General features: G+C 31.8%; 11 protein-coding genes. 10 read left to right on the forward strand and 1 reads right to left on the reverse strand.

All coding sequences use genetic code 11. The annotated features are described in order from the left end of the window. Position 1: 1 nt before the first annotated feature. From JEY78_RS00420 to ygiD, 10 genes are all read left to right on the forward strand, one after another. The gene (locus JEY78_RS00420) at positions 2–1969 is read left to right on the forward strand and encodes a glycoside hydrolase family 127 protein (RefSeq protein WP_291845925.1); all 1968 of its coding nucleotides are present in this window, start codon (positions 2–4) and stop codon (positions 1967–1969) included. A gap of 155 nt (positions 1970–2124) precedes the next feature. Beyond that, a complete protein-coding gene (locus JEY78_RS00425) occupies positions 2125–3378 on the forward strand; it encodes an MFS transporter (protein WP_291846392.1) in 1254 nt (417 codons plus the stop codon). Further along, positions 3338–4327, forward strand: a complete 990-nt coding sequence (locus JEY78_RS00430) for a family 43 glycosylhydrolase (RefSeq protein WP_291845926.1) — start codon at positions 3338–3340, stop codon at positions 4325–4327. Before JEY78_RS00425 ends, JEY78_RS00430 begins: the two co-directional genes overlap by 41 nt. A 4-nt stretch (positions 4328–4331) precedes the next feature. Beyond that, on the forward strand, positions 4332–6359 hold the full coding sequence (locus tag JEY78_RS00435) for an alpha-L-arabinofuranosidase C-terminal domain-containing protein (RefSeq protein WP_291845927.1): 2028 nt from the start codon (positions 4332–4334) through the stop codon (positions 6357–6359). Between the two features lie 91 nt (positions 6360–6450). After that, positions 6451–8124 carry a ribulokinase gene (locus tag JEY78_RS00440; RefSeq protein ID WP_291845928.1) on the forward strand — a complete coding sequence of 558 codons (1674 nt, stop codon included), beginning with the start codon at positions 6451–6453 and terminating at the stop codon, positions 8122–8124. Position 8125: 1 nt separating this feature from the next. Continuing rightward, on the forward strand, positions 8126–8824 hold the full coding sequence (locus JEY78_RS00445) for an L-ribulose-5-phosphate 4-epimerase (RefSeq protein ID WP_291845929.1): 699 nt from the start codon (positions 8126–8128) through the stop codon (positions 8822–8824). 22 nt (positions 8825–8846) lie between these two features. Further along, positions 8847–10355 carry an L-arabinose isomerase gene (gene araA, locus JEY78_RS00450; protein ID WP_291845930.1) on the forward strand — a complete coding sequence of 503 codons (1509 nt, stop codon included), beginning with the start codon at positions 8847–8849 and terminating at the stop codon, positions 10353–10355. A 75-nt stretch (positions 10356–10430) separates the two neighbouring features. Then, positions 10431–11567 carry an aldose epimerase family protein gene (locus JEY78_RS00455; protein ID WP_291845932.1) on the forward strand — a complete coding sequence of 379 codons (1137 nt, stop codon included), beginning with the start codon at positions 10431–10433 and terminating at the stop codon, positions 11565–11567. A gap of 1 nt (position 11568) precedes the next feature. Continuing rightward, the gene (locus JEY78_RS00460) at positions 11569–13188 is read left to right on the forward strand and encodes a sodium:solute symporter (protein ID WP_291845933.1); all 1620 of its coding nucleotides are present in this window, start codon (positions 11569–11571) and stop codon (positions 13186–13188) included. 184 nt (positions 13189–13372) lie between these two features. Then, positions 13373–14203 carry a 4,5-DOPA dioxygenase extradiol gene (ygiD, locus tag JEY78_RS00465; protein WP_291845934.1) on the forward strand — a complete coding sequence of 277 codons (831 nt, stop codon included), beginning with the start codon at positions 13373–13375 and terminating at the stop codon, positions 14201–14203. A 65-nt stretch (positions 14204–14268) separates the two neighbouring features. Here the strand turns inward: ygiD and JEY78_RS00470 are convergent, their stop codons facing one another. Next, the gene (locus JEY78_RS00470) at positions 14269–16188 is read right to left on the reverse strand and encodes a glycoside hydrolase family 97 protein (RefSeq protein WP_291845935.1); all 1920 of its coding nucleotides are present in this window, start codon (positions 16186–16188) and stop codon (positions 14269–14271) included. Positions 16189–17092 lie beyond the last annotated feature (904 nt).

Here is a 17092-nt window from a genome sequence, read left to right on the forward strand (position 1 = left end):
TATGAAACTATTAAATAACATTTTAATTATAGGATTCACACTTTTACTTTATAATTGTTCAGTACCTAAGAAAGAAAATAAGATAGTAAAAGAAGTTAAAACGGGATATCCTATCTCTCCAGTTAATATTCAAAATGTAAAGCTTACAGATGAGTTTTGGTTGCCAATTATTAAAAGAGTTCAAGAAAAAACCATTGAATACGCAATTGCTAAATGTGAAGAAGAAGGCCGTTTCGATAATTTTTTAATTGCTGGTAAAAAAATGGAAGGTACCGTAAAAGGAGCTATGCCTTTTGATGATTCGGATGTGTATAAAATAATTGAAGGTGCTTCAAATTCTTTAATTAGCGCTCCAAATAAACCATTAGAAAAATTACTGGATTCTTTAATTGGTATTGTTAAAATTGGTCAGGAAAGTGATGGTTATTTAACTACTTGGAGAACTATTAATCCTGCAAAACCACCCGCACCTTGGGTAAAAGTAAATGAAGGAAAACGCTGGGAGTTTTTATTTATGAGCCATGAATTGTACAACGCCGGTCATATGTATGAAGCGGCTGCAGTTCATTTTGAAGCTACGGGAAAGAGAAATTTCTTAGATATTGCTTTAAAAAATGCCGATTTAATGGTGAAAACTTTTGGAGAAGGAGAAGGCAAAATTCATGCAGTTCCGGGGCATCAAATTATTGAATCTGGTTTGATAAAATTATATCAAATAACAAAAAATGAAGCTTATTTAAATTTATCTAAATACTTTTTAGACAATCGTGGAAATCCAGAAAATCACGAACTATATGGCGCTTATTCGCAAGATCATATTCCTGTAATTGAGCAAGATGAAGTTGTTGGTCATGCTGTAAGAGCAGTTTATATGTATGCGGCAATGACAGATATTGCAGCCATAAAAAAAGATTCAGCTTATAGCAGTGCTGTTCAAAAATTATGGAACAATATGGTTGATAAAAAAATGTATATCACAGGAGGAATTGGAGCAAGACATGATGGTGAAGCTTTTGGAGAAAACTATGAATTACCAAATTTAACAGCCTATAACGAAACTTGTGCGGCTATTGGCGATGTTTATTGGAATCATAGACTTCATAATTTTTCTGGTGATGTAAAATATTATGATGTAATAGAAAGAACTTTATACAACGGATTAATTTCAGGATTATCATTAGACGGAACTAACTTTTTCTATCCAAATGCATTAGAATCTGATGGTGTCTATAAATCTAATAGAGGTTCTTGTACTCGTCAATCTTGGTTTGACTGTTCTTGTTGTCCTACAAATGTAATACGATTTATTCCTTCAATTCCAGGATTAATTTACTCAAAAACCAATGATGAAATTTATGTTAATTTATATGCTTCAAATGAAGCTACAATAGATTTAGAAAATAATAAAATTCAAATTTCGCAACAAACAAATTACCCTTGGAATGGTGAAGTGGTTATTACTTTAAAACCAGAAAAAGAATCAGAATTTACTCTAAAATTAAGAGTTCCAGGTTGGGCTAGAAATCAAGTTTTGCCAAGTGATTTATACAGTTATTCAGTAACATCAAAAATGCAACCAACTATAACCATTAATGGTAAAAAAGTAGCCGCTGCAATAAAAGATGGTTATTTTGAATTGAAAAGAAATTGGAAAAAAGAAGATAAAATTGAGCTTAATTTTCCAATGGAAGTTAGAACTGTAAAAGCGAATGATAAAATTGAAGACGATAGAGGAAAATTAAGTTTAGAATATGGGCCTTTAGTGTATGCAATTGAGGAAATTGACAATCCAAATTTTGATAAAATTACGGTTTCCACTTCAGATGAATTTAAAGTTCAAAAAGAAGCAATTTTAGATGGAGTAAACACAGTAAGTAATAATAAATTAAAAGCGATTCCATACTACGCTTGGTCAAATAGAGGTGTAGGTAAAATGAAAGTTTGGATTCAAGAAAAATCAAATAATTAAAACAATTAAAGAACAGAAGTGATTGACGCTTAACTGTTAAATATTAAAAATATTTAGAAAATACATATATGAAATCTAACAATCAAAAGTTAAGCATACTTGAAAAAATTGGATACGGATCAGGAGATGCCGCAGTGAATGTCGTTATCTCTTCAATGTTTCTAATTATCACATTTTTCTATACAGATGTTTATGGTTTAAAACCCAAAGACATGGCATTAATGTTTCTTTTGGTAAGGTTTATAGATGCCATTACTGATCCATTAATGGGACTCATTACCGATAAATTCACAACAAGATGGGGACGTTACAGACCTTATTTTTTGTTTTTATCTGTACCTTTTGGAATCTCAGTTTTTTTAACATTTACAACCCCAGGATTTGATTATTCAGGTAAATTAATTTACGCATACGTTACTTATATATTTGTGACTTTAATGTTTACGTCGGTAACAATTCCCTATATTTCCTTAATTGGTGTGTTAACCAGTGATCCAAAAGAACGTTTATCTGCCAACGGTTATAGGCTTTTCTTTGCAAAAATTGCAGCATTTCTTGTTTCAATTGTAGTTCCAATTATGGCTGAAAAATTTGGTAAAAATGATTTAGCCAGAGGTTACCAACTAGCAATGGGATTAATGGCACTTTTGGGAACACTACTTTTCTTATTTAGTTTCTTCACAACAAAAGAACGTGTAGAACATGTGGTTGATAAAACACCTTTGTTGGAACAATTCAAACTGCTTTTAAAAAACGGTCAATGGACACTTTTGTTTGGTGTTTGTTTCTCAGGTACTGTAGGTTATGTAATTCGTGGTTCTGTAGCTATTTTCTATGCAAAATATTTTCTTGGAGGTGATGCAAGTGTGCAGTCTACTTTTATGGCAACAGGTGTAATTGCTGCGATTTTAGCAATGCCAGCGTCTACATATATTACGAAGCGCTATTGCAAAGTGAAACTCTTTAAATACACCCAACTTGCAGTTGGGGCAATTAGTTTGCTAATGTTCTTTACTATTGAACCTGGAGATATGGTTTTAGCTTACATATTGTATTTTATTCTATCCTTTGTAGTTGATTTACATGCGCCGGTATTCTGGTCAGCTATTGCAGAGGCAGTAGATTATGGACATGCCGAGTCAGGAAAACGTGTTTCTGGACTTTCATTTGGCGGTATTTCTTTTGCACAAAAAGCTGGTATGGGAGTTGCAGGAGCTGCTGTAGGGTATTTGCTTGATTATTTTGGCTATATCCCTGATGGGATACAAAGTGAAACTACTTTGATTGGCCTTGCTCTTATGTTAACAATAATTCCTGGTGTATTTCATGTAATTATGGGTGGAATGATGTTCCGCTACAAGATTACCGATGAATACTATGAAACCATTAAAACTAAACTTAAAATATAAAATGGATACTACTGGAAAAAATACTCCAATTGTTGAGCAACGTGCAGATCCGTTTATTTATAAACATACAGACGGTTATTATTATTTTACTGGTTCAGTTCCATCATTTGATTGTATTGAACTTAGAAGAGCTAAATCTTTAAATGAATTGCAAGATGCAGAAACATTTAAAGTATGGCAGAAACACAACATCGGACCAATGAGTCAGCATATTTGGGCGCCTGAAATTCATTATTTAGATGAAAAATGGTATGTATATTTTGCGGCAAGTGAAGTAGATGATATATGGAAGTTAAGACCTTATTTACTTGAATGTAAAGGGCAAAATCCATTAAAAGATGAATGGATTGAATTAGGACAAATGCAGGCGGCAGATGGTGACAACAAAACATTTATTGATTTCTCATTAGATGGAACAGTCTTCGAAAATAATGACAAGCGTTATTTTTGTTGGGCAGAAAAAACTGGCGGACAGTTTGCCGCTTCAAATTTATATTTGGCTGAAATGGAATCACCGATTAAGCTAAAGACAGCCCAATTTATGCTTACCACACCTGATTATGATTGGGAAAGAATCGATTTTTGGGTAAATGAAGGACCAGCCGTTTTAAAAAATAACGGCAAAATTTATATCACATTTTCAGCAAGTGCTACAGGCGCATGTTATTGTATGGGTATGATGGAAGCAGATTCAGCTTCTGATTTATTAGATAGAAACTCGTGGAAAAAATCTAGATACCCAGTTTTAGAGACAGATTATGAAAAGAAAATATATGGGCCAGGTCATAACAGTTTTACATTTGCAGAAGATGGAATAACGCCTTTAAGCATTTATCATGCTAGAGATTATGAAGAAATTGTTGGAGATCCTTTATATGATCCCAATAGACATGCAAGAGTAATGGAAGTAAAGTTTAATGAAGCAGGAAAACCAATTTTTGAATTTTAATTAAATGAAAAAAGTTGATTTAAAATACACACTTTTAATCACTTTAGTTATTGGTTTAATTTTAAGTTGTACTAATAAAAACAAAGTTGAATCGGTTACAAACTTGTCTTCAAGTGAAGTAACAGAACTAGTTGTGGATTTTAAAAATACAGGAATAAAAATCCAACCAACAATGTATGGTGTGTTTTTTGAAGATATAAATTTTGCGGCTGATGGCGGTTTGTATGCTGAAATGATTAAAAATAGATCATTTGAATTTACAAATCCATTTATGGGTTGGTTGCAACCAAATAGTAACAAACATTCATTAAATAAAAATTCTGGAATAGCTTCAGCAATAAAATATACTGGAAACCCAAGTAATAAAAATTATTGTAGAGTAAAAGTAAATAATGATAAAGGCTATGAACTTATAAATGAAGGCTTTCGTGGTATGGGAATTCACAAAGAGGCTTCATATAATTTAGATCTTTCAGCTAAAAAAATAAGTGGAAATATTAAAAAAATAATCATTCAATTTATTGATAAAGATGGAATTGTTTTAGGTGATACTAATATCGTTCCAACTTCAATAGATTGGAAAAATTATACAGCACAACTTACAGCTTCAAAAACAGAAGAAAAAGCACAACTTAAAATCACCTTTGAAGGAACTGGAGAAATTGATTTAGATATGATTTCATTGTTTCCAGTAGATACTTGGAAAGGAAGAAAAAAAGGTCTTCGTAAAGATTTAGTTCAATTATTGGATGATTTAAATCCAGGGTTTTTACGTTTTCCAGGTGGATGTATAGTTGAAGGTAGAACTTTAGAACGTCGTTACCAATGGAAAAAAACCATAGGAAATATTGAGGATAGAGAGATTTTAGTGAACAGATGGAATACAGAGTTTGCTTACAAATCAGCACCAGATTATTACCAAAGTTTTGGTTTAGGTTTTTTTGAATATTTCCAATTATCAGAAGATTTAGGTGCAGAACCATTACCAATTTTAAGTTGTGGAATTGCTTGTCAGTTTAATACAGGCGAATTAGTACCAATGGAAGAATTAGATCCTTATGTGCAAGATGCGCTAGACTTAATTGAATTTGCAAATGGTTCAATTGATACTCCTTGGGGAAAAGTGAGAAGCGAAATGGGACACCCAGAAAAATTCAATTTAAAATATATTGGAGTTGGCAATGAGCAATGGGGGCCAGCTTATATTGAAAGATATAAAGTTTTTCAAAAAGCCATTAAAGATAAATATCCAACAATAATTATTGTTTCAGGAAGTGGTCCATTTCCTGATGGTGATTATTTTGAGTATGGTTGGGAAGAATTAAAAAAATTAAATACTGAAATTATTGACGAGCATTATTATAAAAATCCACAATGGTTTAGAGAAAATGCTACTCGTTATGATAGTTACGATAGAAACGGCCCAAAAATATTTGCAGGTGAGTATGCTGCGCACCCAAAAGAGGTAGAAGATGGTCCAAAAGAAAATAATTGGGAAGCTGCACTTTCTGAAGCAGCTTTTATGACAGGCTTAGAACGTAATGCAGAAGTAGTTAATTTAACTTCCTACGCACCTTTAATGGCACACATTGACGCATTTCAATGGGCTCCAGATATGATTTGGTTTAACAATTTACAGTCATATGGAACAGCAAATTACCAGGTTCAAAAAATGTATGCAACCAATAAAGGAACTAATTTAATTGAAATTTCAAAAGATGGAATGCCAATTACTGGTCAAAACAATTTGTTTGCATCTGCAGTAAAAGATATTGAAAAAAATGAGGTGATTATTAAATTAGTAAATACTTCAGAAAACCTTCAAAATATAAACCTTCAATTTAAAAATCAAACACTTACAACTAAAGGAATTGCAATTATTCTTAAAAGTAAACATTTAGAAGACAATAATTCATTTGAACTTCCTAATAAAATAAGTCCAGTTGAAAAGCAAATAGATTTAAATGGTGAAAATCTGGAAACAAAAGTAGCTCCATATTCATTCACTATTTTAAAATTTAAATTGAAATAATTAAAAAATAAGTATAATGAAAATTTATAAGTGTTTTATTTACACTTGTAGCCAAAAAACATTATATTTGTGACATTAAAATAGTTTTTAGATGGAAAAATATGCAATAGGAATGGATTTTGGTTCCGATTCAGTGAGAGCTTTATTAGTAAATACAGTTACTGGAGAAGAATTGGCAACCGCAGTTCATTATTATGCTCGATGGAAAGAAGGTAAATACTGTAAACCTTCAGAAAACCAATTTAGACAACATCCGCTTGATTATATTGAAGGTATTGAAAATACCATAAAGTCTGTAGTTACTCAGATAAGTGCAGAGGTTGTAAACAATATTGTTGGAATAGGAATTGATACTACAGGTTCAACTCCAGTTGCGGTTGATAAAACAGGAACTCCATTAGCACTATTAAATGGCTTTGAAGAAAACCCAAATGCAATGTTTGTATTGTGGAAAGATCATACGGGTATTAAAGAGGCTGATAAAATTAATGAGCTTTGTAAAAAGTGGGATATAGATTATTCTCAATATGAAGGAGGAATTTATTCATCAGAATGGTTTTGGTCAAAAATATTGCACGTTTCACGAACAGATGATGCAGTTTTAAAAAATGCCTATTCTTGGGTTGAACACTGTGATTGGGTGCCATTTTTATTAACAGGAGGAACTGATATTTCTCAAATGAAACGTAGCAGATGTGCTGCAGGTCATAAAGCCTTGTGGCACGAATCTTTTGGAGGATTACCACCAAATGAATTTTTTGTAGCATTAGACCCAGTTTTAGATGGGTTAAAAGATCGATTATTTTCAGAAACATATACTTCAGATGTTCCAGCAGGAACTCTGTCTGAGGAATGGGCTAAGAAACTTGGATTGCCGACATCAGTAGTTGTTGCAGTGGGTGCTTTTGATGCACATATGGGAGCTGTAGGCGTAAATATTGAGCCTTATTTTTTAACAAAAATTATGGGTACTTCAACCTGCGATATTTTGGTAGCTCCAAAAAATAAAGAAGAACATTTAGTAAAAGGTATTTGTGGACAAGTAGATGGTTCTGTGGTTCCAGATATGTTAGGTTTAGAGGCGGGACAATCTGCATTTGGTGATATATACGCGTGGTATAATCGTTTATTAGCTTGGCCTTTAAAAGAATTAATTGGAAACTCTTTATTAATTGATGAGGTAACAAAAACAAAATTAATAGAAGAAGCTTTAGATAATTTAATACCTAAATTAACTGAGGCAGCTTCAAAAGAACCAATTGGAGCGTCAGGTGAATTAGCCTTAGATTGGATGAATGGTAGAAGAACACCAGATGCCAATCAAAATTTAAAGGGTGTAATTTCAGGTATTAATTTAGGAAGTACATCACCTAAAGTATTTAGAGCCTTAGTTGAAGCTTCTTGTTTTGGAGCAAAGAAAATTGTAGATAGATTTATAAATGAAGGTATTCCAATTAAAGGTGTGATTGCTATTGGAGGTATTGCTCAAAAATCACCATTCATTATGCAAATGATGGCGGATGTTTTAAATATGCCAATTAAAGTGGTAAAATCTGAACAAGCCTGCGCTTTGGGGGCGGCAATTTTTGGAGCTGTAGCAGCCAACACTTATAAAGATACTTTTGAAGCGATGAATGCAATGGGTAGTCCGTTTGAAAAAGTGTACGAACCAATTATGGAGAATGTTCCGAACTATCAAAAAGTCTATGAAAATTATAGCGATTTTGCTGTAATTATTGAAAAATACATAATGAAAAATAGCTAAAATGAGTATGTATAAATTATTAAAAGAAGAGTGTTACGAAGCCAATATGCAGCTAAATGAATTGGGTTTGGTAATTTACACTTTTGGAAATGTAAGTAGGGTTGATAGGAAGAATAAAGTTTTTGCAATTAAACCAAGTGGTGTTCCTTATGAAATATTAAAACCTGAAGACATGGTGATTTTGGATTTCGATAATAATATTATTGAAGGTAAAATGCGACCATCGTCAGACACAAAAACACATGCGTATTTATATAAAAACTGGGATGATATTGGTGGAATTGCGCATACACATGCAATGTTTTCAGTAGCCTGGGCACAAACGCAATTGGATATTCCAATTTTTGGAACCACACACGCAGATCATTTAACTACTGATATTCCTTGTGCACCACCAATGAGTGATGATTTAATTGAGGGAAACTATGAACATAATACAGGTATTCAAATTTTAGATTGCTTTAAAAATAAAAACCTTTCTCACAAAGAAGTTGAAATGGTTTTAATTGGTAACCATGGTCCTTTTACTTGGGGGAAAGATGCAGCAAAGGCAGTTTATAATAGTAAAGTGTTAGAAACCATTGCAAAAATGGCGTATCTAACGTTACAAATTAATCCAAACGCACCACGATTAAAAGAAACATTAATAAAAAAACATTACGAACGTAAACACGGAAAAAATTCGTACTACGGTCAATAATTAACATAAAACATTTATTCTGATGATTGATATATCTCAAAAAGAAATTTGGTTTGTAACAGGAAGCCAACATTTATATGGTGACGAAACTTTAAGACAAGTTGCAGAAAATTCTCAACAAATTGTAAAAGGTTTCAATGCTTCGTCATTAATGCCTGTAAAAATAGTTTACAAACCAACCGTAAAATCACCCGATGAAATTACCGCTGTATGTCAAGAAGCCAATGCCGAAAAAAACTGTATTGGTATTATTACTTGGATGCACACCTTTTCACCTGCAAAAATGTGGATCCATGGTTTGCGAATATTAAATAAACCTTTATGCCATTTACATACACAGTTCAATGCAGAAATTCCTTGGAAATCTATTGATATGGACTTTATGAATTTGAATCAATCAGCACATGGTGATCGTGAATTTGGATTTATCATGTCAAGAATGCGTAAAAAACGTAAAGTTGTAGTTGGTCATTGGCAAGAAGAACGTGTTCAAAATAAATTAGGAATTTGGTCTAGAGTTGTATTAGGATGGGATGAATTACAAAATTTAAAAGTGGCAAGAATTGGCGATAATATGCGCGAAGTTGCAGTAACGGAAGGCGATAAAGTAGAAGCGCAAATTCGTTTTGGATTTGCTGTAAACGGTTTTGACTCATCAGATGTTGTAAAACATATCGAAATGGTTTCTGATAAAGAATTGAACGATTTATTAGCTATTTATGAAGCATCTTATCAATTAACACCATCATTATTAAAAGGTGGAGCCCAAAGAGAATCATTGGTTGATGCTGCTAAAATTGAATTAGGTTTAAGAGCCTTTTTAGAAGAGGGAGGTTTTGGCGCATTTACAGATACTTTTGAAAATTTAGGAGCATTAAAACAATTACCAGGTATTGCAACACAACGTTTAATGGCTGACGGTTATGGTTTTGGTGGTGAAGGCGACTGGAAAACTGCAGCAATGGTTAGAGCTTTAAAAGTTATGAATTATGGACTAGAAGGAGGTACTTCATTTATGGAAGATTATACTTATCATTTTACACCTCAAAAGTCTTATGTTTTAGGTTCTCATATGTTAGAAATTTGCTCATCAATTGCTGAAGGGAATCCTACTTGTGAAGTACATCCTTTAGGAATTGGAGGAAAAGAAGATCCTGCACGATTGGTGTTCAATGTGGCCGCTGGAGACGCCATAAATGTATCTTTAGTAGATATGGGAAACAGATTTAGATTAATAGTAAACGAAGTGGAAGCAGTAAAACCAATGGCTGATTTGCCTAAACTGCCAGTTGCACGTGTTTTATGGGATGCTAAACCTAATTTAGAAGTGGCCGCGACGGCTTGGATTTTAGCTGGCGGTGCACATCATACAGTTTACAGTCAGGCTGTTACAACTGAATTTATGGAAGATTTTGCCGATATAGCAGGTATTGAATTGTTGGTAATTGATGAAAGAACCACTGTGCGTGATTTTAAAGATAAAATTAATGCCAATGAAGCTTATTACCATTCGTTCCAGCACGGCTTATAAAAATTAAATGATCAACCAAATACCAAACTTATGAATATTTTAAAACGAATCTTTACTTTTTTCATGCTAACAAGCATGGCTTTTATAAGCATTCAATGTAAAGAACAGAAAAAAGATGTGAGTGATGATATGGGGGCTGAAATAATTAAACCAGTTACTATTATGAAAAAAGCATATGGAATTACTCCTGATAGTATTGCGGTTGATAGCTATACATTGAAAAATGAAAATGGTATGGAGTTAACTGTAATTACTTATGGAGGTATTATAACTTCATTAAAAGTACCTAATAAAAATCAGGTGCTAGAAGATGTTGTTTTAGGATATGATTCACTTGTTCATTACACCAGGAAGAACCCTTACTTTGGAGCTATTATTGGACGATATGGTAACAGAATTGCCAAAGGAAAATTTTCTTTAGATAATACTGAATATCAATTAGCTACAAATGATGGTCCGAACAATTTGCACGGTGGTGTAAAAGGTTTTGATAAAGTGGTGTGGAATGCTACCGAAATTAAGGGTGATAGTACTGCTTCTTTGGTGCTTACATACTTAAGTAAGGATATGGAAGAAGGCTTTCCAGGAAATTTAGAAACGAAAGTAATTTATACCTTAACAAATAATAATGAGTTGGAAGTAACATATGAAGCTACAACAGATAAAAAAACCATTGTAAATTTAACGCAACATTCGTACTTTAATTTATCAGGTGATTTTTCAAAAACTATTTTAGATCACGAAATTACAATTGATGCAGATACATTTATTCCTGTTGACAAAACTTTAATTCCAACGGGTGAATTAAAAGACGTTACAAATACACCATTTGATTTTAGAGTAGCTAAAACTGTAGGCCAAGATATTGAAGTGAAAGATGACCAGTTGAAAAAAGGATTGGGTTATGATCACTGTTGGGTGTTAAACAAACAAAATGAAGGAATAAGATTGGTTTCAACTGCATATCACAAAGAAAGTGGAAGATTGCTGGAGATTCTTTCTAATGAACCTGGAATTCAATTATATACAGGAAATTTCTTAGATGGAACATTACCAAGTAAACAAGGTGGAACTTATGGGTTTAGAACTGGTTTTTGTTTAGAAACACAACATTATCCAGATTCGCCAAATCAAAAGGACTTTCCTTCAGTGGTTTTAAATCCAGGAGAAAAATATGAAACAGTAACAACATTTAAATTTTCAGTTAAATAATATGAAAACATTAGACTTATATGATTGGATATCCATAGGAATTTATTTCTTGGTATTAATAGGAATTGTTATTTGGGTGGTTAGAAAAAAACAAGCAAATACTGAAGATTATTTTTTAGCAGGTAGAAATGTTGGGTGGTTTGTTGTTGGGGCTTCTATTTTTGCTTCAAATATTGGATCTGAACACGTTGTTGGTTTGGCAGGTGCAGGAGCTGGAAATAAATTACCAATGCTTATTTATGAAATTCAGGCTTGGGTAGTATTGCTTTTAGGTTGGGTATTCTTGCCCTTTTATGCCAGAAGTGGTGTGTTTACAATGCCAGAATTTTTAGAAAAACGATTTGATGCACGATCTCGATGGATACTTTCGGTATTTTCAATTATAGCCTATGTTTTAACCAAAATTTCGGTAACAATTTATGCAGGTGGAGTAGTTGTTTCTGCGTTGCTTGGAATCGATTTTTGGACAGGAGCAATTGCAACGGTATTATTAACTGGTTTGTATACCGTTTTAGGAGGGATGAGAGCTGTTGTTTATACAGAAACATTACAAGCAATTATTTTAGTAATTGGAGCAGGAGCATTAACGTTTATAGGTTTGCAACACGTAGGTGGTTGGGAAAGCATGAAACAAACAGTTACTCCAGAATATTTAAATATGTGGCGTTCAGCTTCAGATCCTGATTTTCCTTGGCCAGCATTATTTATAACAAGTTCAATTGTTGGGGTTTGGTACTGGTGTACAGACCAATATATTGTACAACGAACTTTAACTGCTAGAAATATTAAAGAAGGAAGAAGAGGAACTATTTTTGGTGCTTTGTTAAAATTGCTTCCAGTATTTTTATTCTTAATTCCGGGTGTGATTGCGGTGACTTTAAAAATGAGAGGTGAATTAGAATATGATAGTCCGGACCAGGCATTTCCTGTATTAATGAGTAATTTATTACCTTCAGGATTAAGAGGTGTAGTTGCTGCGGGTTTATTGGCTGCATTAATGAGTTCTTTGGCATCTGTTTTTAATTCGGTTTCTACATTATTTACGGTTGATATTTATAAAAAATTGAAACCTAATGCACCTGAGAAAAAATTGGTAAAAACAGGTCAGATAGCAACAATTATTGTTGTAATTATTGGAATAATTTGGATACCAATTATGGCAAATATTTCGGGAGTATTGTATGAGTATTTACAAAAGGTACAATCATATATTGCACCACCAATTACTGCAGTTTTCTTATTAGGTATTTTCCATAAAAGAATCAATTCGCAAGGTGCGTTTGTAACTTTAGTTGTTGGTTTTGTTGCTGCTGCGTTTAGAATTGTGTTAGAATTGGTAAAAGGTTCGTTAGATCCAAATGGTTTCTTGTTTAAACTTGGAGATATGAACTTTTTAACTTTTGGAGCTTGGTTCTTCTTATTCTGTATAGTATTAACAATTGTTGTAAGTTTAGTAACTAAAGCACCTACAGAAGAAAAAGTTGAGAATTTAACTTTTGGAACTATTTCAGAAGTAGAAAAAGTTAAAAATAAAAGTAGTTACGGCGCAATAGACATTGTAATTTCTGTTATAGTTGTTGCTATTGTTATTGGAGTTATGATTTTCTTTAACGGGAAATAAATTTCATAAAATTTTAATAAACAAAAAAGGAGGGTATTTACCCTCCTTTTTTGTGCTAAATATTTTGTATAATCAGCTATTTTAGCACAAAAAAAGCGTTTCTTCTTAAATAAATTATTGTTAATTTTAGTTCTTATTTTAAAAGTGAAATTATTATAAAAATGTAGTTCCAAGAAGAATTATCATGAAAAATTTAAATTATTTAGACTCTCTTTCCCAACATTTTTCAAATACAGAAAAAATGCCGGTGTTATTTTTAGGCCACGGCAGTCCAATGAATGCAATTGAGAACAATCAATTTGTTGAAGGTTTTAGAAATAGTGTAAAAAATATTCCAAAACCAACTTCTATTTTATGTATTTCGGCACATTGGTATACAAATGGAACTAAAGTTACAGCTATGGAAATGCCTAGAACAATTCATGACTTTGGTGGATTTCCAAAAGAATTGTTTGAGGTGCAATACCCTGCAAAAGGAAATCCTTTGTTAGCAGTTGAAACAAAAGAATTATTAATTCCTGAATTGGTTGAATTAGATGAAAAATGGGGACTTGATCACGGTGCTTGGTCGGTTATAAAACATTTATATCCTAATGCAGATATTCCAGTAATTCAATTAAGTATTGATTATACAAAATCAGCACAATACCATTTTGAATTGGCTCATAAACTTAATTCTTTGCGAAAAAAAGGTGTGTTAATAATTGGAAGCGGAAACATTATTCATAATTTAGGAATGGTTGATTTTAAAAATTTTGATAAAGATAATTACGGTTTTGAGTGGGCAATCGAAGCAAAAGAAATAGTTAATAATTTAATTGTTAAAGGAGATTATCAATCGTTAATAAATTATAATAGGTTAGGAAAAGCACTTCAATTAGCGATTCCAACACCAGACCATTATTTACCGTTAATATATGCGTTAGGATTGCAAGAAAAAGGTGAAAACATATCTTTATTTAATGACAAATTGGTTGCAGGAAGTTTAAGTATGACTTCATTAAAAATTTCATAAAAAAATACGCTAAATTGCTAATTTAAAAATTGCAACTTAGCGTATTTTACAGAGCATTTTAATTCTTAAAACTTCATTATAAATCCACCGTTAGCTTTCATATTTACAGTTAATTTAGAAGATGGCTCAATTGTTTTTTGTACAAACCCATTTTCATCTTCAGCAATAATAAGACCATTTTCTTTTGTGATAAAAGATAAATCTATTGTAATTTCTTTAGCTTCATTTTCTCCATTGATACCAGCCACAAACCAGTTATTATCTTTTTTTCTGGCTATAATTGCGTATTTTCCAGGATATCCATCAATAAATTTAACAGCATCCCAATTAGTTGGAATGTCTTTTAAATAATCTATAACATATTGAGGCTGTTTAGCCATTCCTTCTGGAATTTCTGCAATATGCTGAATGCCTGATAAAAATAAAACAGGTAAAGCCAATTCAAATGCTGGTGTTGTTTTTCTTTTAATATTTGGAATTGTATCTAAAACCATTGGAGTAAAGTCCATTGGGTCAAATGCATTTCGGGCAAAAGGTAACATAGCACAATGGCTAGGTTGTAAATCGGCAGTTTCTTGTGTAAATGTAATAAACTCTTCACCTTTAATAGATTCCATTGTCATTAGGTGTGGATATGTACGTTGCCATCCTCTTGGTAATGTTGCTCCATGAAAATTCACCATTAAATTATGAGCAGCGGCATCTTTTAAAATACCATGGTAATAGGCAATCATAGATTGTCCGTCACCTCCAAAAAAGTCGATTTTTACTCCCGAAACACCAATTTCATTAAGTATTGTGAATTCTTTTATTCTGTCTTCGTGTGTTAATAATTTACTTTTTGGATGGTAAGGAGTAGAATTCCAATCTCCTGACGAATTGTACCAAACATTAATTTTTACGTTTTTACTTGTGGCATAATCGGCTAATTCTTTCATTTTTTCATAGCCAATTTTAGTATCCCAATCTGCATCTATTAAACAATAAGGCCAATTCATTTCAGCAGCATAATCTATAAATTTTGTTGAGGTTTCAAAAGTTGTAAAATCATCTTTTAACAAAACCCAACTCCAGGAAGATAATCCACTTTTTATAAAGGAGGTATCCATTTCAATAGCTTTATCTGCTAAATCTGTTCCTAATGTACTTTCTGTAATGGTATTTAAATTACCAATAGTAATAATTCTCCAAGGCGTAAACCAAGGTAATTCAGATTCAGGGTTTAATTCACCTTCTGGAAATATTTCTTCTTTTTGTGGAAATGTAACTTGTAACGCTTCCATTTCATTATTATATTTTAATCTGGTTCCGCAATAGTTTTGTTGCAAACCAGCTTCAGTAATTAAAACCCATGAATCATTTGTATTAAATAAAGCAGGATATACCCAGCCTTCACCAATTGGGGAAGGAGTATTTACCGAAATATCCATCATATAATTTTCTTCATAGGAAGGATTTGTTTCACTCCATCCAGTTTTTGCTTTAGACATTGGTTGTAACCAAGCTTTAGTGTTTTCATTAAAATTATACGTTGTTTTTTCTTCAGTAATCTTTTTAATTTCTGTTGAAGTTTCAGGAAAGTAGTATCTAAAAGCAACTCCATCATCTGATAATTGAAAAATAATATCCAATAAATTTCCATTCTCATTTTCTAAATGAACAGTGTATTTATTAGCAGTATATTCAATATCTTTTTGTTTTCCTTGAAGCATTGAATAAGAATTGGAAACTGGCGTAGCTTCTGAAATACTTACTATTTTTAAGTTGTTATAAAAATTTGTATCCTCTCTAATAATTCCTAATTGAGAAGAGTCTAAAACTTTATTGTTGTTGTAATAAACTTGATAATAAGGAATGTTGTCATCGGTTAAATTGAATTCAACTTTAATTGTTTTAGATGGATTTTCAAATAGCGCGTTATTTCTGTTGATTTTGCAAGAAAGTAATATAATACTTGTAGCAAAAAGAATAATATAATTTTTCATAAGTAGTGTTTAAAGGACACTTGTAAAAATACATAAAATAAATTAAATTTAAATATGGTTGTTTTTATATTTAATATTGATTCTATTTTAATTAAAACGAATTAAATAAACTCTTTTATTAACTATTTTTCGCTATAATTGAGTAAAAATTTATTGAATAAATCAATCTAAAATAGGAATACGATTTTGCAAATATTTAAATTAATATAACTTAAAGAGATAAAAAATAGATTGCTATAATTTGTTTTATTCTCTATACCGTTATAATTGGAGTAGGTATTAAAAATTTCAAAAAGAATTGATCTATAACTCTGGAAGAAAGGAAAAAAAACGTAAAATAAAATTATCTCCTGTGTACACTTATAATATATGAATTTATTTAATTCCCGATCCTAATTAATATGGTTCAACAGTATAAAATATTCAGCATAGCTTTATTCTGGCACGAAAAATTATTTATATATGGCCTCAAAAGGAATTACATTTAATGATTGGCCTTTAATATGGACTAGACACCAACGTTTGGATAAATCCCCATTAGCATCATAAATTTTGGGATTTGAATAATTCTTTTTCATAGACAAATCGTATGCACTTTCGTATGCATTTTGACTATGAAAGATAAGAAATTTGTTAAAATTAAACATAAAAAAACAGTTTAGGAAGCCAAACTGTTGATTTACATTGTTTTAAAAATAGTAGCGGGAACTGGACTCGAACCAGTGACCTTCGGGTTATGAGTTTAACTAAAAAGCATATTTTAAGCTATTTTTGACCTATTATATACTTAAATTGTTTGCGGAATTGTTAATGGTAAATTAAACAATAAATATGACTACAAATATAATATTATTGCAGGTCTTTATATTTTTTTTCGAATTATCTAAAATCAAAACAACTATAT

Source organism: Lutibacter sp., from assembly GCF_016342705.1.
Classification (GTDB): Bacteria; Bacteroidota; Bacteroidia; order Flavobacteriales; family Flavobacteriaceae; genus Lutibacter.